This is a genomic window from Elizabethkingia bruuniana, from assembly GCF_002024805.1.
GTDB classification, from domain to species: Bacteria; Bacteroidota; Bacteroidia; order Flavobacteriales; family Weeksellaceae; genus Elizabethkingia; species Elizabethkingia bruuniana.
This window is the reverse complement of sequence record NZ_CP014337.1, coordinates 3622684-3647733: the sequence shown is the minus strand read 5'-3', so window position 1 is coordinate 3647733 and position 25050 is coordinate 3622684. Positions and strand designations below refer to the sequence as shown.

General features: G+C 36.5%; 22 protein-coding genes and 2 tRNA genes. 20 read left to right on the top strand and 4 right to left on the bottom strand.

What is annotated here, in order from left to right; translation table 11 throughout:
• The first annotated feature begins 17 nt into the window (after positions 1–17).
• The 17 genes from AYC65_RS17095 to AYC65_RS17015 all read left to right on the top strand — a co-directional run bounded on the left by AYC65_RS17095 (position 18) and on the right by AYC65_RS17015 (position 18957).
• Positions 18–389, top strand: a complete 372-nt coding sequence (locus AYC65_RS17095; protein ID WP_034870855.1) for an FtsL-like putative cell division protein — start codon at positions 18–20, stop codon at positions 387–389.
• The gene (locus AYC65_RS17090) at positions 370–2364 is read left to right on the top strand and encodes a penicillin-binding protein (RefSeq protein ID WP_034870856.1); all 1995 of its coding nucleotides are present in this window, start codon (positions 370–372) and stop codon (positions 2362–2364) included. Before AYC65_RS17095 ends, AYC65_RS17090 begins: the two co-directional genes overlap by 20 nt.
• Positions 2364–3824, top strand: a complete 1461-nt coding sequence (locus AYC65_RS17085; protein WP_034870857.1) for a UDP-N-acetylmuramoyl-L-alanyl-D-glutamate--2,6-diaminopimelate ligase — start codon at positions 2364–2366, stop codon at positions 3822–3824. Before AYC65_RS17090 ends, AYC65_RS17085 begins: the two co-directional genes overlap by 1 nt.
• Positions 3825–3870: 46 nt before the next feature.
• Positions 3871–4233, top strand: a complete 363-nt coding sequence (locus tag AYC65_RS17080; RefSeq protein WP_034870858.1) for a four helix bundle protein — start codon at positions 3871–3873, stop codon at positions 4231–4233.
• 37 nt (positions 4234–4270) lie between these two features.
• Positions 4271–5500 carry a phospho-N-acetylmuramoyl-pentapeptide-transferase gene (gene mraY / locus AYC65_RS17075; RefSeq protein WP_034870859.1) on the top strand — a complete coding sequence of 410 codons (1230 nt, stop codon included), beginning with the start codon at positions 4271–4273 and terminating at the stop codon, positions 5498–5500.
• Between the two features lie 34 nt (positions 5501–5534).
• Positions 5535–6881, top strand: a complete 1347-nt coding sequence (gene murD / locus AYC65_RS17070; protein ID WP_165689187.1) for a UDP-N-acetylmuramoyl-L-alanine--D-glutamate ligase — start codon at positions 5535–5537, stop codon at positions 6879–6881.
• Positions 6882–6892: 11 nt separating this feature from the next.
• Complete coding sequence (locus tag AYC65_RS17065) at positions 6893–8119, top strand: FtsW/RodA/SpoVE family cell cycle protein (protein ID WP_034870861.1); 1227 nt, start codon at positions 6893–6895, stop codon at positions 8117–8119.
• The gene (gene murG, locus AYC65_RS17060; RefSeq protein ID WP_034870862.1) at positions 8106–9233 is read left to right on the top strand and encodes an undecaprenyldiphospho-muramoylpentapeptide beta-N-acetylglucosaminyltransferase; all 1128 of its coding nucleotides are present in this window, start codon (positions 8106–8108) and stop codon (positions 9231–9233) included. The genes AYC65_RS17065 and murG overlap by 14 nt, the downstream gene beginning before the upstream one ends.
• Positions 9234–9250: 17 nt before the next feature.
• Positions 9251–10609, top strand: coding sequence for a UDP-N-acetylmuramate--L-alanine ligase (gene murC, locus AYC65_RS17055; protein ID WP_034870863.1), 1359 nt, complete (start codon positions 9251–9253; stop codon positions 10607–10609).
• A 22-nt stretch (positions 10610–10631) separates the two neighbouring features.
• Positions 10632–11531 (top strand): cell division protein FtsQ/DivIB, encoded by a 900-nt coding sequence (locus AYC65_RS17050; RefSeq protein WP_034870864.1) that lies wholly within the window; start codon positions 10632–10634, stop codon positions 11529–11531.
• A gap of 28 nt (positions 11532–11559) precedes the next feature.
• Positions 11560–12921, top strand: a complete 1362-nt coding sequence (ftsA, locus tag AYC65_RS17045) for a cell division protein FtsA (protein ID WP_034870865.1) — start codon at positions 11560–11562, stop codon at positions 12919–12921.
• 63 nt (positions 12922–12984) lie between these two features.
• Positions 12985–14817 (top strand): cell division protein FtsZ, encoded by a 1833-nt coding sequence (gene ftsZ, locus AYC65_RS17040; protein ID WP_034870866.1) that lies wholly within the window; start codon positions 12985–12987, stop codon positions 14815–14817.
• A gap of 97 nt (positions 14818–14914) precedes the next feature.
• Entirely contained in the window at positions 14915–15361 is a 447-nt protein-coding gene (locus AYC65_RS17035) for a GatB/YqeY domain-containing protein (protein WP_034870867.1), read from the top strand.
• 247 nt (positions 15362–15608) lie between these two features.
• Entirely contained in the window at positions 15609–16019 is a 411-nt protein-coding gene (locus AYC65_RS17030) for a BrxA/BrxB family bacilliredoxin (protein ID WP_009090298.1), read from the top strand.
• Positions 16020–16129: 110 nt separating this feature from the next.
• A complete protein-coding gene (locus AYC65_RS17025) occupies positions 16130–17641 on the top strand; it encodes a GH3 auxin-responsive promoter family protein (protein WP_034870868.1) in 1512 nt (503 codons plus the stop codon).
• Positions 17642–17925: 284 nt separating this feature from the next.
• On the top strand, positions 17926–18132 hold the full coding sequence (locus AYC65_RS17020) for a hypothetical protein (protein ID WP_034870869.1): 207 nt from the start codon (positions 17926–17928) through the stop codon (positions 18130–18132).
• A gap of 57 nt (positions 18133–18189) precedes the next feature.
• The gene (locus tag AYC65_RS17015; protein ID WP_078674596.1) at positions 18190–18957 is read left to right on the top strand and encodes a GLPGLI family protein; all 768 of its coding nucleotides are present in this window, start codon (positions 18190–18192) and stop codon (positions 18955–18957) included.
• 70 nt (positions 18958–19027) lie between these two features.
• Here the strand turns inward: AYC65_RS17015 and AYC65_RS17010 are convergent, their stop codons facing one another.
• Entirely contained in the window at positions 19028–21565 is a 2538-nt protein-coding gene (locus AYC65_RS17010) for an ATP-dependent Clp protease ATP-binding subunit (protein ID WP_034870870.1), read from the bottom strand.
• 182 nt (positions 21566–21747) lie between these two features.
• On the opposite strand from AYC65_RS17010, the gene AYC65_RS17005 reads away from it, so the two are divergent.
• Genes AYC65_RS17005 through AYC65_RS16995 form a run of 3 tightly spaced genes read left to right on the top strand, consistent with a single transcriptional unit; the run spans position 21748 to position 23415 of the window.
• The gene (locus tag AYC65_RS17005) at positions 21748–21975 is read left to right on the top strand and encodes a hypothetical protein (RefSeq protein WP_009090305.1); all 228 of its coding nucleotides are present in this window, start codon (positions 21748–21750) and stop codon (positions 21973–21975) included.
• A gap of 52 nt (positions 21976–22027) precedes the next feature.
• A complete protein-coding gene (locus AYC65_RS17000; RefSeq protein WP_034870871.1) occupies positions 22028–22447 on the top strand; it encodes a SufE family protein in 420 nt (139 codons plus the stop codon).
• Positions 22444–23415, top strand: coding sequence for a glycosyltransferase family 9 protein (locus AYC65_RS16995; RefSeq protein WP_034870872.1), 972 nt, complete (start codon positions 22444–22446; stop codon positions 23413–23415). Before AYC65_RS17000 ends, AYC65_RS16995 begins: the two co-directional genes overlap by 4 nt.
• A gap of 160 nt (positions 23416–23575) precedes the next feature.
• Here AYC65_RS16995 and AYC65_RS16990 read toward each other — a convergent pair.
• The 3 genes from AYC65_RS16990 to AYC65_RS16980 form a co-directional block, all read right to left on the bottom strand.
• Positions 23576–23650 (bottom strand) — tRNA-Val (locus tag AYC65_RS16990).
• Between the two features lie 29 nt (positions 23651–23679).
• Positions 23680–23754: transfer RNA gene (locus AYC65_RS16985), tRNA-Val, on the bottom strand.
• 45 nt (positions 23755–23799) lie between these two features.
• Complete coding sequence (locus tag AYC65_RS16980) at positions 23800–25044, bottom strand: bifunctional folylpolyglutamate synthase/dihydrofolate synthase (RefSeq protein ID WP_034870873.1); 1245 nt, start codon at positions 25042–25044, stop codon at positions 23800–23802.
• Between the last annotated feature and the right edge of the window lie 6 nt (positions 25045–25050).

Sequence of the window (25050 nt, the reverse complement as noted above, 5' to 3'; positions counted from 1 at the left end):
TAAAAAACACAATATTAATGGCTAAAAAAGCTTCAACGCCTAAGCAAAGGAAACGATTAACCTTCATAGATGTTGTGAAGGGGAATTTCCTTAATAGGGATGAAGTAAAAGAACATTATAAATATTTTACACTGATTTTTATACTGATGATGGTAATGATTTATTCTAACCACTTGGTAAACCAAAAAATAGAAATTGTTAACGGGCTTAAAGAACAAAGTGAAGAATACAAATCCAGAAATGCTTATGCGCAGAGCAGACTGATCCATATCAAAATGGAATCAGAGCTTAGCAAAGAAATGGGAAAGGATTCATTAATGACGTTGGAGAGTCATCCGACTAAACTTTTAATAAAAATGGATTCAATTGATGGTAAGAAAAGGAAGTGAATACAATGAAAAAAGAAGCAAGATGCTTTTTTGGGGATATGCCTTTGTTGGTGTAGCCCTATTGACTTTTGTTGTATTTGTTGCCCGGATTATCATTCTTCAGAATACAAATGTTGAAGAGTATAAAGACAACATTATTAATAAGAATTACCGGGAAGCAACATTAAAGGCGGCCCGGGGAAATCTTTTTGCCTCGGATGGTTCTATTCTGGCGACAACAGTAATGCGCTATGATATTTATCTTGACTTCAAAACTATGCGGGATACCATTTATAAAAATAACGCAGGTAAATTGTCGGATTCTTTGGGCGCCATGTTTGGTAAGCCCGCTTCTTATTTTAGGCAAAGACTGGATCAACAGAAAAAATCCGAAAATCAGTATTATCCTTTGGTAAAGGGACTTGATTTCGATCAGTATGACAGAATTCGCAAGTTTCCGATCTTTAACAGAGGAAAAAACAAAGGTGGATTTATTGTAGATCGCGAATACCGTAGAGAGATTGCTACAGCTCAGATTGGATCCGGGACTATAGGAATGGATCGCGACGGAGCAAAATCAGGATTTGAAGGTGCTTTTAGTAAATTCCTTACTGGTACAGACGGAACCCGTTTAGAACAAAGAATTAATTCCACCCAATGGAAGCCAATTGACTTCTGGAAGGTAAAAGAACCTGTAAACGGAATGGATGTTTATACAACATTAGATCTTCGTGTACAGGATATTGCGCACTCGGCATTGGAAAAACAATTGGTAGAATTTGATGCGGATCATGGCAGCGTTATTGTAATGGAGACCGAAACAGGTAAGGTGAGAGCTATGGTAAACCTTCGCAGAACGGAACCTGGTATATATGTAGACGCCTATAACTATGCAATAAAAGATGCTACAGAGCCGGGATCTATTTGGAAAACGGTAACATTGCTGGCTGCAATGGATGATGGATTTGTAGATGAGAATACAAAAATAAATATCGGAGGTATAGAGTGGACTTATGCCGGGCAAAGGATTACAGATAGCCATTCCGGTGGTGTTTATGACATCAGTGATATTATGGCGCAGTCTAGTAATATCGGAGCGGCAAAAGTGATCACCTCTCATTATGCAGATAATCCTCAGATTTTATTTGATCACCTTAAAAAATGGAAGCTGTATGAAAAAATGAATATCGAGCTTCCTGGTGTGACAAGACCTCGTGTTCTTACACCTGCTAATAAAAGATGGTCAAAAGGAGCTTTGGCTTCTATTGCCTTCGGATATGGTGTTAATGTAAACCAGTTACAACTTACAACTTTCTATAATGGTGTTGCCAATAAAGGAAAGATGGTAAAGCCTTTATTCATCGATAAGATCATGAAAGAAGGGAAAGTTGTTTATGAGGCTAAACCAGAAGTAATGGTTCAGAAAATGGCTTCTGATAAGGCGATAGAAATGATGACACATTCTTTGACAAAGGCTGTGGAAAAAGGTACTGCAAAAAGTATCTATACACCGAACCTAAAGATTGCCGGAAAAACAGGAACCGCTCGTTTTGAATACTGGAAGCCGGGACCAATGAAGTATATAGCATCATTTGCCGGATATTTCCCTGCGGATAATCCTAAATATACATGTATTGTGGTGGTTAATCAGCCGGACAACTCAAAGGGCTTTTATGGGGCCAGAGTGGCAGCCCCTGCTTTTAAAGAGATCGCAGGAAAAATATTCCTTAAAACACCACTAAATGTGAACAAGGAAATGTTGGTGAACAAGAAAGTGGACATGAGCAGAATGATTGAACCAACACGGAAAGTAAGTGTAGATAGTAACAAGATGCCAAATTTAGTAGGGTTGATGGGACGGAATGTAATCCCGCAGTTGGAAAATTTAGGTTATCGTGTTGAGTATAAAGGTGCAGGGAAAGTATTAGAACAATTTCCGGCAGAAGGAACAAAGATTAACGGGAATCAGAAAATTTATTTAAGTCTTCAGAATTAATGTTATTAGAAAAAGTATTACATAGAATATCCGTTTTAAATTCTCAGGGAGAACTTTCCCGTGAGGTTTCAAAGATTGTTTTCGACTCAAGAAAAACAATAGATAGTGCTATGTATGTAGCAATGAAGGGGGTAGTAGCAGATGGACATCAGTTTATAAACGCTGCAATAGAGAAAGGAGCTAACGTTATTGTTTGTGAAGAAATTCCTTCTGATAAGAAAGAAAATGTAACCTATATTCAGGTTAAAGATACAGCTGTTGCTTTAGGTCATCTGGCAAGCAATTTTTATGGTAATCCATCGGAGAAATTAAACCTTATTGGGGTTACCGGAACCAATGGAAAAACTTCTGTAACAACATTATTATTCGATGTGTTTACTCAGTTAGGGCATAAATGTGCGCTGATATCTACTGTTGAGAACCGTATTGGAGAAAAAATTATCCCGTCGACTCATACAACACCAGACGTGATAACGCTGAACGAACTTCTATCAGAAGCTGTATATGAAGATTGTGAATATGCTTTTATGGAAGTAAGTTCACATGGTATTCACCAGCACAGAACAGAAGGACTGCATTTTAAAATTGCAGGATTTACTAATATTAGTCATGATCATTTAGACTACCATAAGACTTTTCTGGAGTATCTGAATGTTAAGAAATCATATTTCGATAACCTTCCGGATACTGCGATTGCTATTACCAACATAGACGATAAGAACGGAATGGTAATGCTGCAGAATACCAAAGCAAAGAAGAAAACTTATGCTTTGAAAACGCTTGCAGATTACCACGGTAAAATTCTTGAATCCGACTTTAACGGTATGCTGCTAAACTTCAATGGTAAAGAATTCTGGACAAGCCTTACAGGAAGGTTTAATGTATATAACCTTTTATTGGTATTCGGAATTGCTGTTGAATTGGGTATTGAAGAGGGAGAAATACTAAGAGCTGTAAGTCTGCTGAAAAGAGTAAAAGGGCGCTTTGAAACCCTGAAATCCAGAACAGGAATCTTCTTTGTTGTAGATTATGCACATACTCCGGATGCGCTTGAAAATGTTTTGAATACCATCAATGATATCAGAACCAAAAATGAAAGACTGATTTGTGTTTTTGGTTGCGGTGGAGACAGAGACCATTCCAAAAGACCCGAAATGGGTGATATAGCATCGAAAAATGCAACACTGGCTATTATCACATCAGATAATCCGAGAACAGAAGATCCGTTAGCTATTATCAAAGAAATAGAAGCCGGAGTTCAGCCACAGAACTACAGCAAATATCTTTCGGTTCCGGACAGAAAAGAAGCGATTAAAATGTCTATAAAATTTGCTGAAGGCGGAGATATTGTGCTGGTAGCAGGAAAAGGACATGAAGATTATCAGGAGATTAATGGTGTAAAACATCATTTTGACGATAAAGAGACGATACAGGAATTACTAACCATAATGGGAAAATAAATTATAAGAGATCATTGATTAATAATAACTGATAAAATATAGAGCAATGGAAGAAAATTACAATCAGATTTTTGTTCAAAAGACTAAAGCTTTAGCGGTCAGATTAATCAATGAGTTGTCAGAAATACCATATTCAGATAAAGTCTCAGTTATACGAAAACAGATATTTAGATCATCAACATCTGTCGCATCAAATTATAGAGCAATGTGCAGAGCAAGATCAAAAAAAGAAAGATATGCTAAAATATGTATTGTTGTAGAGGAAGCAGATGAAACATTATTTTGGTTGGAAATAATAGAAGAAATCAAGATGTTGCCTAAAGAAATATTAACGGATCTAATGGGTAGATGTTTAGAAGTTTTGAAAGCAACATCAAGTTATAAAAAGAAACTTAATTTAGGTAGTTGATCAATTATCAATAACCAATTATCAATAATAAGAAAGAATGTTATACTATCTATACGAATACTTAACCGCACACGGAATCCACATTCCAGGTATGAATTTGCTGAAGTATATTTCCTTCAGAGCAGGGTTGTCTATTTTAATGTCCCTGGCGATAGCTATGATCTACGGAAAAAGAATCATCAACTTTTTACGCAGAAAGCAAATGGGGGAATTGGTAAGGGATTTAGGTCTGGAGGGACAGAAGCAAAAAGAAGGGACTCCTACAATGGGGGGGCTCATTATAATTCTGGCCACCATTGTTCCTGTATTATTATTTACACGTGTATGGAATGTGTACATCGTTTTGCTTATTGTTTCTATGGTTTGGATGGGAGCAATTGGTTTCCTGGATGACTATTTGAAAAAAGTAAAGAAAAATAAAGATGGACTTCGAGGTATTTTCAAAGTAATCGGACAGGTAGGACTTGGCCTTATTGTAGGTGTTACCATGTATTTCCACTCAGATATTACTGTTCAGCGTAAATACGCCAATGCAACACCGGAGACTAGACAAAATATTGAAAAAAACTTTGCACCGCCAGAAAAGGCAGTTGTATCTACAGTGCCATTTGCGAAAAACAATGAGTTTGATTACAGCAAAATTTTATTCTGGATGGACGATGCTCAGGCACAGGAATGGGCATGGGTTATTTTCATTCCGGTGGTTATCTTTATTGTAACAGCTGTATCTAACGGAGCCAATATTACTGATGGTATAGACGGGCTTGCAGCAGGTACCAGTGCTATAATATTGTCTACACTGGCATTCTTTGCCTATTTGTCGGGGAATATTGTTTTCGCGGATTATCTCAATATTATGTTCCTTCCAAATATGGGTGAAACAACCATATTTGCGATTGCAATGGTAGGAGCTGTTATTGGTTTCTACTGGTATAATACATATCCGGCTCAGGTTTTTATGGGTGACACGGGAAGCCTTATGTTAGGTGGTGTAATCGCGGTACTGGCTATTATCCTTAGAAAAGAATTATTAATCCCTGTGCTTTGCGGAGTGTTCTTAATAGAACTTGTATCTGTAATGCTTCAGGTGGCTTATTTTAAATATACGAAGAAGAAATTTGGAGAAGGAAAAAGAATTTTTCTGATGTCTCCATTACATCACCATTATCAGAAAAAATCTTATCACGAATCTAAAATCGTGAACAGATTTATGATTATAGGAATTATGCTGGCGGTTATTTGTCTAATTACACTAAAAGTAAGATAAAATGGAAAAGCATGCAGAGATCCAGAGCGGAAGGATGAAAATTGTTATCCTGGGTGGCGGTGAAAGCGGCGTTGGTGCTGCCTTTCTGGCTAAGAAAAAGGGTCTGGATGTTTTTTTATCAGATCAAGGATCTATAAGAGATAATTATAAGAAAATACTTCTCGATAATGCAATAGATTTCGAGGAAGGAAGCCATGATGAAGATCGGATATTACAGGCAGACTGGATTATTAAAAGTCCGGGAATACCGAAGAAAGCCGAAATCGTAGGTAAAATTCATCAGAAAGGTATTAGGCTTTCCTCAGAGTTGGAGTTTGCTTATCACTTTACCGATGCTAAAATAATTGCAGTTACCGGAAGTAATGGTAAAACTACTACTACGTCACTAATCTATCATATCCTGAAAAACGACGGATATAATGTAGGATTAGGTGGAAATATTGGAAAAAGCTTTGCTTATCAGGTAGCAACTGAGGATTTTGACTATTATGTACTTGAAGTAAGTAGCTTCCAGCTAGATGATATTCAGAATTTCAGGCCATATATTAGTTTGCTTCTGAATCTGTCTCAGGATCATTTAGACCAATACAACTACAATTATGAAGAATACGCTTTAGCAAAATTCAGAATTGCAGAAAATCAGGAAAATGATAATTATTTCATCTATAATAAAGATGATGAAATGAGCCAGAAAATTCTGCAGTCTCTGGAGATTAATGCGACAATGATTCCCTTCTCTATGAAAGAGAAGCTAAGTGAAGGTGGTTATTCAGTTGATAATGAATTAGTCATTAAACTTCAGGACGACTTCAGAATGAAAATTTCTGATCTTTCACTTGTAGGAAATCATAATGTTGCCAATAGTTTAGCGGCAAGTATAGCAGGTAAACTGTTAAATATTAGTAATGAAAGTATCCGCAATAGTCTGATGACATTTCAGGCTGTTCCACACAGATTGGAGCAGGTTGCTGTTATTAATGATGTGAAATACATCAATGACAGTAAGGCAACCAATGTAAATGCTGCATATTATGCACTGGAAAGTGTGAAATATCCTGCAATATGGATTGTTGGCGGAATAGATAAAGGAAATGATTATACAGAAATTGAAGATCTGGTAAAGAAGAAAGTTCGTGCCATCGTATGTCTGGGACTGGATAATGAAAAGATCATTCAGTTCTTCAGAAATAAAAAAGATTTGATTTTTGAAACCTCTAGCATGGAAGAATGTGTAAAGCTTTGTAAAAGCATTGCTGAACCGGGCGATACTGTATTACTGGCACCATGTTGTTCAAGCTTCGATTTATTCAAAAGCTACGAAGATCGTGGAGATCAATTCAAAAAGTATGTATTAGAAGGAGAAGAAGTAAAAGAAGATTAAGCAAACGTAAAATGGAAAATAATAACGATAACAAATTTGAATTTCTGAAGGGAGATAAAGTCCTTTGGATGGTTATCATTTTGATTTCCATTTTTTCCATATTTCCTGTGTATTCAGCCAGTTCTAACTTGGAATATATTGTGAATAATGGTACTACAACCGGTCACGTAATCAAGCATATTTTCTTTGTACTTCTGGGATTAGGAATTATGCGTCTTGTAGGGGTTGTTAAGTATGAATATATCGGAAAGCTGAGTAGTATTTTACTCGGAATTACCGTTTTTCTATTGTTACTAACCACATTTACGGGGCAGAAAATCGATGGAGCCAGTGCATCTCGTTGGTTAAAGATACCTGGTACGCCAATATCTTTCCAGCCGTCTACATTTGCTTATTTAATGCTAATCATATACATCTGCAGATATCTGACAAAAAAGATCACTAGGGAAAGGTTGCCAATAGAGAATATTATTTACCTGTTCGGACCTACACTATTGGTGTTTGGTCTTGTAGCAAAGGATAATGGTTCCACAGCATTAATGATCATGTTTGTGTCTTTAATCGTTATGGCACTGGGCAGGCTTCCGTTGAAGTATATTGTAGGCTTCTCCGGGGCACTGGGAATATTTGCAGGAATCTTCCTTGTGGTTGCTCTCAATACTAATCTTATTGGCGGAAACCGTGTACATACATGGAAGAGTCGTATTGAGGCATTTAGCAAGAAAAAAGATGAAGCTTTAACCGAAGAGGATAAAGCAAAAAACTATCAGGTAATGCAGGCGAAAGCTGCGATAGTACATGGGGGTGCTATAGGAATGGGGCCCGGTAAAAGTGCATTAAAACAAACTTTGCCACAGTCTGTATCCGATTTTATTTTTGCAATTATTGTAGAAGAGTATGGCGCTATTGGAGCAGCAATACTTATCACATTATATTTCATTATGATTGTAAGGATTGTAATGATCGCCAGTAAGATTCCAATGTTCTTTGGTTCTTTGCTGGTATTGGCATTAGGAATTATGATTTTTGTACAGCTATCCGTAAATATAGCGGTGGCAGTAAATCTTATTCCGGTTACAGGGCAGCCATTGCCACTGATTAGCTACGGAGGTACATCCATGTTGGTGACCTATCTGCAGTTAGGAATTATATTAAGTGTAAGCTCAAGAATTCTGACTAATGAAGAAGAAGGAATGGGTAAAAAACAAACAGTAGAAGAAATAAATGACATCGCCTAGAGTATTATTAAGCGGAGGAGGAACCGGAGGACATATTTTTCCGGCGGTTTCTATTGCTCAGGAAATTCAAAAAAGATTTCCGGATGCAGAGTTCATGTTTATCGGAGCTTTGGGAAAGATGGAAATGGAAAAAGTTCCACAGGCCGGATTTAAAATTGAAGGACTGGATATTGCAGGTTTCGACAGAGGCAATATTTTATCAAACTTTAAACTGCCATTCAGGTTACTGAGTAGCATTTCTAAAGCAAAGAAAATTATCAGAAACTTCAAACCCGATTTTGCTATCGGAACCGGAGGTTTTGCAAGTGGGCCCGCTTTATGGGCAGCCTCTCAGTTAGGAGTTCCTACATTTATTCAGGAGCAAAACTCTTTTCCTGGAGTTACTAATAAAATTCTGTCGAAAAAGGCTAAAGCAGTATTTACCGCTTACCCTGGAATGGAAAGTTTCTTTCCAAATACAGAAGTGAAATTTCTTGGAAATCCAATACGTCAGAATATTATAGATGATAAACTGGCTCCGGAGGCGGCAAAAGAAAAATTAGGATTACAGAATAAATTAACCATTCTTTCTGTAGGAGGAAGTCAAGGGTCCAGAACATTGAATAACGGATGGAAAGATAATCTGGATAAGCTGACTGAAAAAGGCTATCAGTTGATATGGCAGACAGGAAAGCTTGATTATGAAGCTCTAAATAAAAATCAGGAAATTCAAAATCTGAGCAGTGCTGAAGGTCAGATTTCACTGAATGAATTTATTAAAGATATGGGAACAGCTTATTCTGCAGCAGATGTTATTGTTTCCCGTGCAGGGGCAATTGCTATTTCTGAGCTTGCAGTAGCAGTGAAGCCCATCTTACTGATCCCGTTACCAACTGCAGCAGAAGATCATCAGACCAAAAATGCACAAAGTCTGGTTGATCAAAAAGCAGCCTTTATGGTTAAGGATATAGAAATGAAAGATAAATTCTGGAATACACTGGAGCAGATTTGTGAAAATGAAGCTCTGAGAAAAGAAATGATGGTAAATCTGGAGAAATTTGGAAAGCCAGAAGCTACAAAGCAAATTGTAGACGAAATATTGAATAAAACAGGATTTAACCACAATAAAAATTAAAAAAAGCAAGAAGTCAGATGGCTGATGTTAATACATACGAAAACTATTATTTTATAGGAATTGGAGGAATTGGAGTGAGTACGCTGGCGCGTTACTTCCATTCTGTAGGTAAAAAGGTGGCGGGTTATGATAAAACGCATACAAAACTTACGAATGCCCTTCAGACGGAAGGAATAACAATAAATTTCGATGATGTATTAACTAATGTAGAAGAGAACCTGACTCCTGAAAATACATTAATTGTTTTTACACCAGCAATTAAGAATCTTAAGATTTTAGACTACTTTACAGAGAAGGGGTTTATCATAATGAAAAGAGCTAAAGTTTTGGGAATTCTTACTGAAACTACAGAATGTGTAGCCGTAGCCGGGACACATGGGAAAACTACAACTTCTACACTGATAGCACACTTATGTAAAGTTGCGAATCTTCCTTTCTCGGGTTTTTTAGGAGGTATTGCAGAAAATTATGGGTCTAATTTCATTTTCAATGGTACAGATATATCCGTTGTAGAAGCAGATGAATATGATCGTTCTTTTATGAACCTTCGTCCAAAATGGGCAGTTGTAACCTCAATGGATGCGGATCATTTAGATATTTATGGTGATAAAAATACAATAGAAGAATCATTCAGAGATTTTGCAGGGCTGGTTCCTGAAGATCAGCAGTTATTTGTCCGTAAAGGACTTGACATTGGCAGAGAATCAGTATCCTATGCTGTAAATGAAGAAGCAGACTATTATTCCGATCATATTCGTATGGAAGGAGGAACGCTTAGATTTGATTTTCATGCCGGTGATGAAACTATTGAGGATTTTGAATGGCATTTACCAGGAATTCATAATGTAGAAAACGCGACTGTAGCAATAGCAATAGTACACCAGTTGGGAGCAAGCTATGAAGATCTTAAAAAAGGAATTAAATCTTTCAAAGGGATTAAAAGAAGATATACCAAGCATTTCTTTGAGAATGGGAAAATATATATAGATGACTATGCCCATCACCCAACTGAGCTAAATGCTGTAATTGGTTCCATAAAAACCTTTTATCCCGATAAAAAGCTGTTAATAGTCTTTCAACCGCATTTATTTACCAGAACAAGAGATTTTGTAGATGGTTTTGCTGAAAGTCTGAGTAAAGGAGAAGAGTTGATCTTATTAGATATATATCCAGCTCGTGAATTACCAATAGAAGGGGTGACTTCTGATTGGTTATTGGAAAAAGTAAAAAGTGAAAAGAAAGAAATAAGCAGCCTTCAGGATGCATTTGAAAAAATTAAAAATAAAGAATTTGATATTCTCCTTACAGTCGGAGCAGGAAATATAGATACTTTGTACGATCCGATTATGGAATGGATGGGAAAAGAAAAAGAATAGGAGCAGAGCGTTTCAAAAGAATATGAAAAATAAATACAGAATATTAAAAATCTTCGTAGTAATAGTGCTTTTGGCATTTTTACTCAATTTTTCATTGAAACGATTCAGTACCAAAGAACAGAAACTAAAAATAGACTTAACACAGGAAACGCCTGTATATTTTATAGATGAAGCAACAGTAAAAAGTATTGTAAAGAAAAGTAACCCCTCAGGAAAAGTAGGAACTTTAGATATACCCGCACTAGAAAAAAAATTGAATGCCCTTAAAGCAGTAGATAGTGCAAATGTGTATCTTAACCTGAACGGAGTGTTAAATGTAGATGTAAAGCAAAGAGTGCCGTTTATGAGAATAAACAATGGTGCGAAGCAATATTATGTTGATAGCAATGGCGAAGAATTTCCTCTTTCAGATAAATTCTCATACCCGTGTATGTTGGTTTCAGGGGATATTCCGAAAGAAGATTATAAAGGACTATCAGAGCTTATTGCTAAAATAGGAAAAGATGATTTCAACAAAAGATATTTTGTAGGAATAAATAAAGAAGGCGGAAATTATGAGTTGCTTACTGATGAAGGAAACTTCAAGGTGCAATTAGGGGATCTGGAAAATGTAGACTTTAAACTAAAAGGATTTAAAACTTTTGCTGAAAAGTATCTTATCTATCAGGATCCAATGAAGTACAGACAAGTGTCGGTAAAGTATAATAACCAGATTGTAACAACATTACGAAAAGGTTTTAAATCTGATGCTGACAGTCTGTTAACTCAGAAATTACCAAATAATATTATTGCAAGACCAGTATTGGTCTCGGATAGAAAAGCCCCGGAAAAGAAGAAAGCTCCTCCCGAGAAAAAGCCCGAGCACAAAAAGGAAAAGGGCAAAAAGACACAAGCTAAAGATAAAAAGAAAGAAAAAAAATAATAAATCAAACTGAATAATTAGAGATAGGATGGAAACAAACGAATTTGCAGTAGGGCTCGACATTGGGACTACCAAGATTGTAGCCATTGTGGGCAGAAAAAATGCCCATGGAAAAATAGAAATAATGGGCGTAGGACGAAGTAAAAGTCTTGGCGTTCATAAGGGCATTGTTAACAATATTTCACAAACTATAAGCTCTATTCAGGCAGCTGTTTCCGAAGCTGAGAAAAGTGCGGGAGTGAAAATAAAGAATGTTACAGTAGGTATTGCCGGTAAGCACATCCGAAGCTTACAACATTCCGATTATATAATGCGAGAGCATCCGGATAGATATATTACTGAAGACGATATAGAACAACTTAAAAATCAGGTGAAAAAGCTGGTAATGCTTCCTGGTGAAGAGATTATTCACGTATTGCCTCAGGAGTACAAAGTAGATTCTGAAGGAGAGATTCAGGAACCTATAGGAATGCACGGAAAGAGGCTGGAAGCTAACTTCCATGTTGTTGTTGGACAGATGGGATCTATCCGTAATATTGCACGTTGTGTAAAAGAAGCCGGATTAGATATGGAAGCTCTTACACTAGAGCCATTAGCATCTTCCGAAGCAGTTCTTACAAAAGAAGAAAAAGAAGCAGGTGTTGCGATCGTAGATATCGGAGGTGGTACTACAGATGTAGCAATATTTAAAGATAATATTATCCGTCATACATGCGTTATTCCTTATGGCGGAGGAATTATTACAGATGATATTAAAGAAGGATGTTCTATCATCGAGAACCATGCAGAAAAACTAAAAGTAAAATTTGGTTCTGCTGTTCCCGAGTTAGAAAAAGATTCAACTTTTGTTACCATTCCTGGACTTCACGGAAGGCCAGACAAAGAAATCTCTTTAAAAACTTTGGCGCAAATTATCAATGCGAGAGTAGAAGAGATTCTGGAAATGGTAAATAATGAACTAAAAGGCTATGGTGCATACGAGCAAAAGAAAAAACTTATTGCGGGTATTGTACTTACAGGAGGCGGATCTAATCTTAGACACCTTCGTCAGCTTTCCAATTATATAACCGGATTTGATGCCAGAATCGGTTATGCAAATGAATATGTAGCGAATGATAAGAACCAGTTTTTAAAAGGTCCTGAATTTGCTACTTCTATCGGACTTCTGATGGAAAGCTTAAAAATCAGAGATAAGAGAGCTTTTGAGGAACCTGAGATTGTTGAACAGGTAACCGAAACAGTTACTGACAAGAAAGAAACAGTAACCGAAAATACGACAGAAGTTGTAGCACAAACTCCGGTAGCAGAAGCAAACAAGAGTAAAATGAAACCTACTCTGGGACAGTCTATTATGGAGAAAGTTCGAAAATTTTTCGAAGAAGTTGAATAATTTTTTTTAAATATCATTAAAGTTTGCTAAATTTTGCAGACCGTTATATAAACGAAACAAAGAATGGAAAATATAAGTGTACAAGGATTTCAGTTTGATTTGCCAAAAGGAAATTCATCAATTATAAAAGTTATCGGTGTTGGAGGAGGTGGTAACAACGCACTGAAGCACATGTACGAGAGAGGGATTCATGGAGTAGATTTCGTCATTTGTAATACCGATGCACAGACATTAGACAATAACCCTGTTGCCAACAAAGTACAGTTGGGTATAACCATGACTGAAGGTCTTGGTGCCGGAGCAGATCCTGAGGTTGGAGAAAAGGCAGCTATTGAAAGTATCGACGATATCAAAGCCTCTATGGGACAAAATACCAAAATGGTATTTATCACTGCCGGGATGGGTGGTGGTACTGGTACGGGTGCAGCCCCAGTAATTGCTAAAGTAGCAAAAGAAATGGGCATCCTTACCGTAGGTATTGTAACTATTCCGTTTAGCTTCGAAGGGAAAAGAAGATTAGAACAGGCAGAACTTGGTCTTGAAAAGCTTCGCAATAATGTTGATTCATTAATTGTTATTAATAACGATAAGCTTCGTCAACAATTTGGTAACCTTGGTTTCAAATCAGGTTTCTCAAAAGCCGATGAGGTTTTAACTAATGCTGCAAAAGGAATGGCCGAGGTTATTACCGGTTATTTCGATGTAAACATTGACTTCCGTGATGCTAAATCTGTACTTCAGAATAGTGGTACAGCATTAATGTCTAACGGTATTGCTTCTGGTGAGAACAAAGCAGAAGATGCGGTTAAGAAGGCATTAGATTCTCCATTATTGAATGATAATAAAATTACAGGAGCAAAGAATGTTTTGCTGTTGATCAGAAGTGGAAACGAAGAAGTTACCATGGACGAAATCGGTATTATTATGGACCACATCCAGAAGGAAGCGGGTCATACAGCGGATATCATTTTCGGAGTTGGTTCTGATGAAGAATTAGGAGATTCTGTAAGCGTACTTGTTATTGCTACAGGATTTGCAAAAGAACACCAAAAATATTCAGGACCTACAGAGAAAATTGTACACAGCCTTTCCGAAGATAAATCTGCACCTCAGATAAAAAGAGAATCTCCATTCAAAACTTCCGAAGAGCAAGTTGTTACTTCCGGAAAAGATTTATTTCGTTTAGATGATGAAGATGATGCTCCAAGACCTGAATTTCCGGTTAACTCTGTAGAAAGAAGTGCAGACAGAGCACAGTTTTTTGTAGAAGAAACACCTACTGAAATTCAGTTTTTAGATAAAGAAGATGAAGGTTTTGGTGATCAGAACTGGAAACTGGAGAATGATAGTAACGAGTTCAACCTATTTTCTTTTACCGGAGAACCTCAGGCAAAAGAAGGTCAGGCTCAGGATTTCCAATTTAACGGAGAATTATTCGAAGAAGAAGAGAAACCTGTAGCTTTTACATTCAACTTTGCTGATGATAGAGTTGAGGTACAGGAACCTGCAAACAGAATAGAAGAAACACAGGTTAATGAAGTTGTAGAAGCTGAAGTTACACAAACACCAGTAGAAGCACCTTCAGAAGTAACAATAGAAAATATTACTATTGTTGAAAAACCATACGAAGAAGAAATCAGTATTGTAAACAAAGCTCCTTTAAATGAAAATCAGTTAAAGATTGAAGAGCGTCGTAATAAACTGAAAGAGTTTAACTCCAGATTCGTTAATACTGAGGCTGAAAATGCTTTTGAAACGATTCCTGCATTCAAAAGAAAGAACATTAATATTGATGGAGAAAACGCTTCCGATCATACTATTAATTCATTCTTTTCCGAGAACAAAGGACAGATGAATCTTCGTGAAAACCGTTTTTTAAATAAAGACGTAGACTAAAACTATAACAATGTAAAAATGTACCAATGTAACAACCCTCCTCTGAGTAATTATTGGTAAACTGTTATATTGATACATTGTTAAATTTTAAAATAAAATGAGCTTAGAAGTACAAGTAATGGACGCAATGAAAACAGCCATGAAAGAGAAAGACAAAGTCGCTCTGGATGCATTGCGTGCTATTAAAGCCCAAATAATATTAGTAAAAACCGACGGAAAAGGAGCAGATGTTACACCAGAGCAAGAAATTGCAATCCTACAGAGAATGGTGAAGCAGCGTAAAGACTCTATGGAGCAGTTCAATGCTCAGAACCGTCAGGACCTTGCTGAGGTAGAAGAAGCTCAGACAAAGGTTATAGAAAAATTCTTACCTGCACAGTTAAGCACAGAAGAACTGGAAGCTGAAATAAAGAAAATTATTGCAGAATCCGGAGCAGAAGGAGCAAAAGACTTAGGTAAAGTAATGGGGTTAGCCTCCAAAGCATTAGCCGGAAAATCCGATGGGAAAAGTATTTCGGAAATGGCTAAAAAACTATTGAGTTAGATATGAAAGAAAAGAGGAAAGAAGTCTGTTCTTTCTTCTCAATTCATGAGCTAGCATTTAATTTGAGATATCATTAATCTGTATATCGGTTTGATTTAAACCCGGAACTACGAGTTGGTTCTGGGTTTTTTGTCAGAATGTCCGATTACTATTGAGCATATTTTTCATAGATGTAGTATATTGATACATCTGTAAAATATGTTTACTTTTGTATTAGATATTTCAATTATTATAAAAAAATTAAATTATGTATCCATCAGATTTAGTATTGCCTATGAAGGCAGAACTTACCAGCAACGGATTCGAAGATCTTACTACTCCTGAGGCAGTAGATGAGGCTATAAAACAACAAGGAACAACCCTGTTAGTAATTAACTCTGTATGTGGTTGTGCAGCAGGTGCAGCAAGACCAGGTGTTATAGCATCTTTATTAGGTGATAAAAAACCAGATCATCTTACAACTGCTTTTGCAGGATATGATACAGAAGCGGTAGCAGAAGCAAGAAAACTTTTGGCTCCGTTCCCACCTTCTTCTCCGGCAGTAGCATTATTTAAAGATGGTGAATTAGTACACATGCTAGAGCGTCACCACATCGAAGGTAATCCTGCAGGAGCTATAGCAGCTAACCTTCAGGCAGCATACAACGAATATTGCTAATTAGCTATTTGTAATGATAAATTTAAGCCATCTTTTTAAGGATGGCTTTTTCTTTGTCAAAAAATCTTTACAAAAGCTAAAAAACATTATATTTGTTTTTTAGGCATTTTATGGCAACAAAAGCGCTTTTCAATTCTGTGGTAAACTGGTTTATTGGGAGAAGAATAGACCAGATAGAGCGCTTCATTGCTCATCCTTACGAAACGCAAAAAGGAGTGCTTTTTTCTCAGCTTTTTCTGGCAGAGGATACTGAATACGGACTTAAATATGGTTTCAAAAGTATTTCCAGTATCAGCGATTTTCAAAATAGAATCCCCATTGTTAGCTACGAAGATTTTGAACCTTATATAGAAAAGGCTCGTCAGGGTGAACCAGATATTATCTGGCCCGGACAAATTAAGCGTTTTGCTAAATCCTCGGGTACTACTAATGCCAAGAGTAAGTTTATTCCAATCACAGAAGAAAGTCTTGAGGATTGCCATTATAAAGCGGGAAAAGATCTTATTGCACTTTATGTGAATAACCATCCTGAATCGGAACTCTTTCAGCATAAAAACCTTCGCTTGGGAGGAAGTTCAGAAATGTATCAGGATTTCAATACCAAGTTTGGAGATCTGTCAGCCATACTTATTGAGAATCTGCCTTATTGGGTAGAAGTCATTAATACTCCGAGCAGAAAAGTTTCATTAATGGGAGAGTGGGAGAGTAAGCTAAAAGCGATAACTGCTGAAGTTAAAAGCCAGGATGTAGGCAGCCTTACCGGAGTGCCAAGCTGGATGATGGTTTTGTTGCTAAGATTACTGAAAGAAACCAATGCAGACAATATAGGTAAACTATGGCCAAATCTTGAAGTGTTTTTCCACGGTGGTATAAGCTTTATGCCTTACAAAGATCAATATAAGCAGTTGATGGGTAAAGATATCAATTACTACGAGATTTATAATGCATCCGAAGGGTTCTTTGGTATTCAGGATAGGTCCGGAGCCGATGATATGCTTTTGATGCTGGACTATGGAATCTTCTATGAATTTATTCCAATGGAACACTTTGGAGAATCTCATCCTAAAACAATTACTCTTGAAGATGTAGAAATCGGAAAGAACTATGCAATGGTATTGACAACAAATGGTGGACTATGGCGCTACCTGATAGGTGATACCGTGAAATTTACTTCAACCAACCCATACAGAATAAAGGTGTCGGGAAGAACCAAACATTATATCAATACCTTTGGTGAGGAACTGATGATTGATAATGTAGAAGTTGCTCTTAAAAAAGCCTGTGATTATACTAATGCAGAAATTATAGATTATACAGGAGCACCAATATATATGAACGGAAACGAATCCGGTGCACATGAATGGGTGATAGAATTCTCAAGAAAACCATCCGAAATAGAAGCTTTTGCCCGCATATTTGATGATACCCTAAAGAAAGTCAATTCAGATTATGAAGCAAAACGTTATAATAATATAACACTTAAGCATCCAGTAATTCATATCGCCAGATCAAACTTGTTTTATGATTGGATGAACAGCAGAGGAAAACTCGGTGGACAAAATAAAGTACCGAGGCTAAGTAATAATCGGGAATACATCGAACCGCTTTTAGATATGAATTAACCAGCGTATAATTTTATATAAATAAAAAATAAGAGCCACTGATTTAATCAGTGGTTTTTGCTTTCCATATTTTATTATGCTAAATAATATTATTGCCTTTTGTTTTTATAATAAAAATTATTTAACATAAGTAAATTTTAAAATAATTAATTTATTTTAAGTGTTTTTTTTATTTAAATTTAATCGTTGATTTAAAAATATAAAGTCGCGAATTTATTTTTTAAATCATAATGACGTCATTCACAGTTATTAATACGTTTAACGATTAAAAATTAATTTAAACAATGAAAAAATTATTTTTATTTTCAGCAATTCTTTTAGGAGTCGGACAAATGTTTGCTGCTAAATGGACAATATCCACTTCTTGTGGTACTACAGTCACTAAAGAGATTTCAGACAATGCAACTGTTGACCAAATTAAAGCAGCAGTAAGTCAGGTTAATTATAACGAATGTGGAGTTAGGCCCTCAACAATCACCCTGATAGTATGACTTTATAAAACTATATAAATATGAGGCAGCTGAATTGCTGCCTTTTCTTAATAATTTATGAAAAATATAATTTTATATATATTACTACATCTTTCAGTTGTTTTGTATTGTCAAAAAGAAAAATTTGATTTTGTAGCTGCATACAGTCTGACATATCCTATAAACAAAGTGAAAAATGATGAACAGTTTCTCTTATTTATGAATAGTAAAAAAAATATGAGCTATTTCATCGGTACAAATAATTATGTATTGGATTCACTTAAACGGTCGGGTAAAATTAAAAATGATGACGTTATGGGACAGCTGAAATATAATTCAGCCTTTAATGAAGAAGTGATTAATCAGTCTGGAAATTTAATTGTTTTAGAGAATATAATTGGAAAGAAATATACTTATAGTGAAGCTCCTGATATAAAATGGAAAATACTAAACGACAGAAAACCATATAATGATACAACTATACGAAAGGCAGAAGGTTTTGCCTTTGGTAGAAAATGGACTGCGTGGTATGCTGAAGACCTGACATTGAACTTCTTTCCATACAAATTTACAGGACTACCGGGGCTTGTATATATTCTTTATGATGATAAACAGAATTATTATTTTAAGTTAACTCAGTTTAAAAGGAAAAATAGAGAAATATTAATACCAGATTCTAAAAAGATTAGTAAGGTTACAAAAACTAAACTAAATACCATTCGATATAACACAAATGTCTATGGGACTGCACAAGTTGTTAGCTTTGAAACGGCGAAAGAGAGAAAGGATTGGATTGATAAAGCTAAAGAGATATATAATAATTCTCCGAGATTAGATCTGGAATAAAGCTTTATTAATAATTTGAATTTATAGAACAAATAAAAAATCCCTCAGAATTTTCTGAGGGATCTTGTTTTTATGAAGTTTTAGGCTCTTTTTCTTTCTTTTTAGGAGTCTTCTCTGCTTCCAGAGCATCTTTGGCCTCATTGACCTTAAGAGTGATTTTATCGCCTTCTTTCATCTGTTTGTTTACAAGCATTTCAGCCAGCAAATCTTCTATGTATTTCTGAATTGCACGCTTCAACGGACGGGCACCAAAATCTTTATCCCAGCCTTTTTCAGCAATGAATTCTGTAGCTTCTTCGGAAAGCTCAACATGGTAGTCAAGTTTTTCCAGTCTGCTGTACAATTTACCTAACTCCAGACTAATGATTTTCTTAATATCATCTTTTTCAAGAGAGTTGAAGATAACAATATCATCAATTCTGTTTAGGAACTCTGGAGCAAACGCTTTTTTAAGGGCATTTTCGATTGTACTTCTGGCTCTGCTGTCTGAAGTAGACTTTTTAGCAGAAGTTCCGAATCCTACACCATCACCGAAATCTTTAAGATCTCTGGTTCCGATATTGGATGTCAAGATGATAATAGTGTTACGGAAATCTACTTTTCTGCCTAAGCTGTCGGTAACATGTCCTTCATCCAGAATCTGAAGAAGAATATTGAACACATCAGGGTGAGCCTTTTCGATCTCATCCAGAAGAACTACAGCATAAGGCTTTCTGCGTACAGCCTCTGTAAGCTGCCCGCCTTCTTCGTAACCTACGTATCCCGGAGGCGCTCCTACTAATCGGCTCACGGCAAATTTCTCCATGTATTCACTCATGTCTATTCTGATTAGCGCTTCGTCTGAATCAAAAAGTTCACGCGCCATTACTTTGGCTAATTCTGTTTTACCAACACCAGTTGTACCAAGGAAAATAAATGTTCCTATAGGTCTGTTTGGATCTTTCAGTCCGGCACGGTTTCTCTGAATTGCTTTTACAACTTTGCGAACGGCGTCTTCCTGACCGATAACTTTGCCGTTAAGCATGGCATCCATCTGGGAAAGTTTATCCAGCTCGTTTTTGCCTACTTTGGTTACCGGAACACCACTCATCATAGATACTACTTCAGCAACATTCTCTTCGGTAACAACTTCTTTCTTCTCTTTTACCTCTTTGTCCCAGTTTTCCTGAGCAAGGTTAAGTTCGATTTGCAGACGCTCTTCCTCATCTTTAAGCTTGCGGGCTTCAAGATAGTCCTGTGCTTTTACAGCTTTCTGTTTTTGCTCTTTTACCTCTTCTATCGCTTTTTCGTACTCGATGATTTCAGTAGGAACTTTCATGTTTTTGATATAGACACGAGATCCGGCCTCGTCTAAAGCATCAATTGCTTTATCCGGAAGGAAACGGTCGGTAATATATCTTGCTGTTAAATTAACACAAGCTTTGATAGCATCATCAGTGTAAGTTACATTGTGATACTCCTCATATTTATCTTTGATCTGATTAAGGATCTGAATACTTTCTTCGATAGTGGTAGGTTCTACCATTACTTTTTGGAAACGACGCTCTAAAGCACCATCTTTCTCGATGTACTGACGGTATTCGTCCAGAGTTGTAGCACCAATACATTGGATTTCGCCTCTTGCCAAAGCAGGCTTGAACATGTTTGAAGCATCCAGAGATCCTGTAGAACTTCCGGCACCAACAATAGTATGAAGTTCGTCAATAAACAGAATTACATCTCTGTTTTTTTCCAACTCAGACATAATAGCCTTCATTCTTTCTTCAAACTGTCCTCTGTACTTAGTTCCTGCAACAAGACTTGCCAGATCCAGAGTGATTACTCTTTTATTAAATAATACACGGGATACTTTTTTCTGGTGTATTCTTAGTGCTAAACCTTCAGCAATAGCAGATTTACCTACTCCTGGTTCACCGATTAGAAGAGGATTGTTTTTCTTTCTTCTGGAAAGAATTTGAGATACTCTCTCAATCTCCTTTTCACGGCCGATTACAGGATCCAGTTTTCCGTCTCTTGCCAGCCCGGTAAGATCTCTACCGAAGTTATCAAGAACCGGAGTTTTACTTTTACCTGTTCCCAGATTTCCGGAAGGTTTCTTCATCTGACTGAACGCATCATCTTTGTCTTCGTCATCATCGAATGCCTGATTTTTAGGCAAATCGCCGTTTTCCTTTAGCATAGATTTATAATGCTTGGACACAGCTTGATAATCGATGTCGTAAGACTCCAGAATGCTGGTTGTCGGATCTTCGGTTTTATACAAAATACCCAGTAACAGGTGTACAGTATTCACTTCTGTAGATTTATACAATCTGCATTCAAGCGCTGCACGTTTAATAGCCTGGTCTGCCATTTTAGTTAACGGAATTTTTTCCGTTACCATAGCATTCGGGTTGTTACTAGTTATATTAAGGCTTTCAATCTTTCTTCTTATTTGTGTTAAGTCGGCATTGAAATCCTCAAGAATAGCGTATGCGGAAGAGTTTTCAGACTTTATAATACCCAATAATAGATGTTCAGTATTGAGGAATTCACTCTGCAATCTCTTGGCCTCATTACGGCTATTGTTGAACACTTGGTTCATCCCTTTTGAGAATTGATATTCCATGATTTTAAAATGTATACTAATTTAAAAGTTATTTCTGAAAAAGTTCTTGTTTTGTTATAGAAGTTTTTCAGGTAATTGAAATTTGCAAACATCTTACCAAAGAAAAAATGTGCCGTTATGGCACAAAAAGATTTGATTTTAAGCGAATTGTTTATTAGGTTTGCGCCAAAATTATATTCGTTATGAATGAAAGCTGGGTTGAAATTGTAGGTTATTTAGCATCAGTACTAATAGTTCTGGGCTTTATACCGAAAGACGTACTAAAAATCAGACTTATTAATCTGGCAGGTTGTATTTGCTTTGTAATTTATGGTATTTACAGAGGAATGCTTTGGCCGATTATTATACCCAATGCGATAATCTGTTTCATTCAGGTTTATTACCTTCTTCAGAAAAAGGTAAAAAAGTAGATTTATGATCATTTCTTCCAAAATCTTTACCTTTGCATAAAGCATTTTAATAATGACAATTCAAGAAAAACAGAGGGCTTTAGTAGATGATTTTGCTTTCCTGGAGGACTGGGAGCAGAAATATGAATATATCATTGATTTGGGTAAAGAATTAAAAGGATTATCTGAGGATAAAAAGACCGACGAGAACCTTATTCGAGGGTGTCAGTCCAAAGTATGGATTGATGCTGAATTTAAGGATGGTAAATTATTCTTTCAGGCAGATTCCGATGGAATACTCCCTAAAGGTATTGTAGCAATGCTTACTCAGGTATACAGTGGCCATTCAACACAAGAAATTCTAGACTCCGATTTTAAATTTATTGAAGAAATAGGTCTTCAGGAGTTTCTTTCGCCATCTCGTGCAAACGGACTGATGGCAATGACCAAGCAAATTAAATTTTACGCAGTTGCATTTCAGTTAAAAAGTTGAAAACTATTTTAGCATACCGCTTCTCTGCATTTGGAGATGTAGCGATGACTGTACCAGTTTTTCGGGAATTTCTCGAACAAAATAAGGACGTTCGTATTGTAATGGTTTCCAGAAAAGGCTTTTCGGGGCTTTTTGAAGGGATCGAAGGAATTGAATTTGTTGGAATTAATATAGACGACTATAAAGGAATTCTTGGTATGCGAAAGCTGGCCAAAGAACTTCTGAAAAAATATAATCCCGATTTTATTGCAGATCTGCATGATGTGATCAGATCTAAAATTCTTTACCTGTTCTTTAAGAGAAGAGGTTTTAAGGTTTATAAGATTAATAAAGGAAAAGAGGATAAAGAAGAGCTTACCGATGTATGGAATCTGAATAAACACCAGTTGAAGAAAACAACTGAACGATATGCAGATGTTTTGCGCTCTATGGGGTATTCTGTAAATCTTTCTCATACATTAAGACCTTTAGTTGAAGATAAATCCGGAATAGGTTTTGCACCATTTGCTCAGCATAGAGGCAAAATGATGCCTCTTGAAAAATCTTTTGAACTTGTCAGGGAGCTTGCAAAAAGTGAGCATATTTACTTTTTTGGAGGTGGAGCGTCTGAAGTGGAGGTTCTGTCCAAATGGGAGAAAGAAATACCTAATACAACGTCCTTAGCCGGTAAACTAAGCCTTTCTGACGAATTAAATATGATATCCAAACTTCGGGTAATGATATCTATGGACTCTGCTAATATGCACCTTGCGTCTCTGGTCGGGACACGAGTGGTTTCTGTATGGGGGGCAACGCATCCATATGCAGGATTTCTTGGATATGGTCAAAAAGAAGAAGATGTGGTTGGAGTGAAAGATTTGACTTGCAGACCTTGCTCTGTCTTTGGAGATAAAGAATGTTACCGCGGTGACTGGGCATGCCTGGAGGAACTGAAAATACAACAAATAATAGATAAAATAAAGAAATAAGCAAAACTCTCAGGAAACTGGGAGTTTTTTGTTACCCCCGTCTTTTCGTTTTAAGAGGCTTCGAATATATTCAGTAGAATAAAGAAAAGATAGGTTAGAAATTTTGAGTGATAATATTTAAGGCATAAAAAAAACTCTCAGAAAACTGAGAGTTTTTTTGTGGGTCCTGAGGGATTCGAACCCCCGACCCTCTGGGTGTAAACCAGATGCTCTGAACCAACTGAGCTAAGAACCCGAATTTTTTAAAGGATTTCGAACCTTTTGTGGGTCCTGAGGGATTCGAACCCCCGACCCTCTGGGTGTAAACCAGATGCTCTGAACCAACTGAGCTAAGAACCCTCTTTTAGAGTTGTTTTCTCTTTTTGAGTGGTGCAAATATACAACTTATTCGTGAATTGCCAAATTTTTTTCTAAAAAATCTCCAACAACAAAGTTACTTCCGCCAATAAATATCATATCGTCTGGAATACAATTTTCTTTAGCAGCTAAATAACCTGACTGTACATCGTTGAATATCTGATAGTTTAAGTTTTCTTTTTGGATGAGGTTTTCATATTCCTGAGGATTTCTTCCTCTGTGAATAGATGGTTTCACAAAATAAAATTTTTCATTTTTTGGAAGCAAAGGAATTACATCGTCTATATTTTTATCATTTACAAAGCCAAGAACAATATGTTTTGACTGGGAATAAGTTTTTAACTGATTGAATACATATTCCAATCCTGCCTGATTGTGTCCGGTGTCGCAAATGGTAAGAGGACTTTGAGAAAACTCAAACCAGCGACCAATAAAATTTGTGTTTTTGTGAACGTGCAAAAGACCTTTTTCTAAAGATTCTTCCGAAATAGAAATATTCTGAAGGCGTAGTTCTTCGACTAATGTCAGAACAGCTCTTATATTATTTTTCTGATAAGTTCCCTTTAAATCGGAATCTAATTCAGAAATCAGGTTTGTAGCGTCTATAAACTTAGCATTAAGCTCGTTTGCCTTTTGCTGGATGATATTCCTTACTGACGGGTTTTCATCGCCAGAAACAACAGGAATTCCAGCTTTTATAATTCCGGCCTTTTCTGTAGCGATTTCTTCTTTTGTATTGCCTAAAATATTGGTGTGATCCAGCGCAACATTGGTAATAGCTGTAAGTATAGGTGAGATAATATTAGTTGCATCTAATCTGCCTCCAAGGCCTACTTCTATAATAGCATAATCTACTTTCTGCTGACGGAAGTACTCGAATGCCATAATGGTTGTAAACTCAAAGAATGAAGGCTTTATGTCCTCAGGAAGATTCTTCAGTTTCTGAATAAAATCGTAAACAAACTCATCGTTTGCATTCTTTCCGTTTATTTTTATTCTTTCTGTGAAATGAATAAGGTGAGGGGAGTTGTATAATCCGATTTTATAGCCCTCTTCCTGTAATACAGATGCCAGCATATTGCTGGTAGATCCTTTTCCGTTGGTACCACCAATATGAATCATTTTGAGTTCCTTTTGCGGGTTTCCAAAATATTCACAAAGTCGGATAATATTATCAAGTCCAGGTTTATAAGCCTTTATACCGTCCGTTTGATAATTAGGCATTTGTACAAAAAGCCATTCTAAGGCTTCTTGATATTCTGATTTTGTCATGATGAT

What these genes read in the sequence shown, in the direction of transcription:
- AYC65_RS17095 (WP_034870855.1), top strand. Translation starts at nt 18, where the DNA reads ATGGCTAAAAAAGCTTCAACGCCTAAGCAAAGGAAACGATTAACCTTC.
- AYC65_RS17090 (WP_034870856.1), top strand. Translation starts at nt 370, where the DNA reads ATGGTAAGAAAAGGAAGTGAATACAATGAAAAAAGAAGCAAGATGCTT.
- AYC65_RS17085 (WP_034870857.1), top strand. Translation starts at nt 2,364, where the DNA reads ATGTTATTAGAAAAAGTATTACATAGAATATCCGTTTTAAATTCTCAG.
- AYC65_RS17080 (WP_034870858.1), top strand. Translation starts at nt 3,871, where the DNA reads ATGGAAGAAAATTACAATCAGATTTTTGTTCAAAAGACTAAAGCTTTA.
- mraY (WP_034870859.1), top strand. Translation starts at nt 4,271, where the DNA reads ATGTTATACTATCTATACGAATACTTAACCGCACACGGAATCCACATT.
- murD (WP_165689187.1), top strand. Translation starts at nt 5,535, where the DNA reads ATGAAAATTGTTATCCTGGGTGGCGGTGAAAGCGGCGTTGGTGCTGCC.
- AYC65_RS17065 (WP_034870861.1), top strand. Translation starts at nt 6,893, where the DNA reads ATGGAAAATAATAACGATAACAAATTTGAATTTCTGAAGGGAGATAAA.
- murG (WP_034870862.1), top strand. Translation starts at nt 8,106, where the DNA reads ATGACATCGCCTAGAGTATTATTAAGCGGAGGAGGAACCGGAGGACAT.
- murC (WP_034870863.1), top strand. Translation starts at nt 9,251, where the DNA reads ATGGCTGATGTTAATACATACGAAAACTATTATTTTATAGGAATTGGA.
- AYC65_RS17050 (WP_034870864.1), top strand. Translation starts at nt 10,632, where the DNA reads ATGAAAAATAAATACAGAATATTAAAAATCTTCGTAGTAATAGTGCTT.
- ftsA (WP_034870865.1), top strand. Translation starts at nt 11,560, where the DNA reads ATGGAAACAAACGAATTTGCAGTAGGGCTCGACATTGGGACTACCAAG.
- ftsZ (WP_034870866.1), top strand. Translation starts at nt 12,985, where the DNA reads ATGGAAAATATAAGTGTACAAGGATTTCAGTTTGATTTGCCAAAAGGA.
- AYC65_RS17035 (WP_034870867.1), top strand. Translation starts at nt 14,915, where the DNA reads ATGAGCTTAGAAGTACAAGTAATGGACGCAATGAAAACAGCCATGAAA.
- AYC65_RS17030 (WP_009090298.1), top strand. Translation starts at nt 15,609, where the DNA reads ATGTATCCATCAGATTTAGTATTGCCTATGAAGGCAGAACTTACCAGC.
- AYC65_RS17025 (WP_034870868.1), top strand. Translation starts at nt 16,130, where the DNA reads ATGGCAACAAAAGCGCTTTTCAATTCTGTGGTAAACTGGTTTATTGGG.
- AYC65_RS17020 (WP_034870869.1), top strand. Translation starts at nt 17,926, where the DNA reads ATGAAAAAATTATTTTTATTTTCAGCAATTCTTTTAGGAGTCGGACAA.
- AYC65_RS17015 (WP_078674596.1), top strand. Translation starts at nt 18,190, where the DNA reads ATGAAAAATATAATTTTATATATATTACTACATCTTTCAGTTGTTTTG.
- AYC65_RS17010 (WP_034870870.1), bottom strand. Translation starts at nt 21,565, where the DNA reads ATGGAATATCAATTCTCAAAAGGGATGAACCAAGTGTTCAACAATAGC.
- AYC65_RS17005 (WP_009090305.1), top strand. Translation starts at nt 21,748, where the DNA reads ATGAATGAAAGCTGGGTTGAAATTGTAGGTTATTTAGCATCAGTACTA.
- AYC65_RS17000 (WP_034870871.1), top strand. Translation starts at nt 22,028, where the DNA reads ATGACAATTCAAGAAAAACAGAGGGCTTTAGTAGATGATTTTGCTTTC.
- AYC65_RS16980 (WP_034870873.1), bottom strand. Translation starts at nt 25,044, where the DNA reads ATGACAAAATCAGAATATCAAGAAGCCTTAGAATGGCTTTTTGTACAA.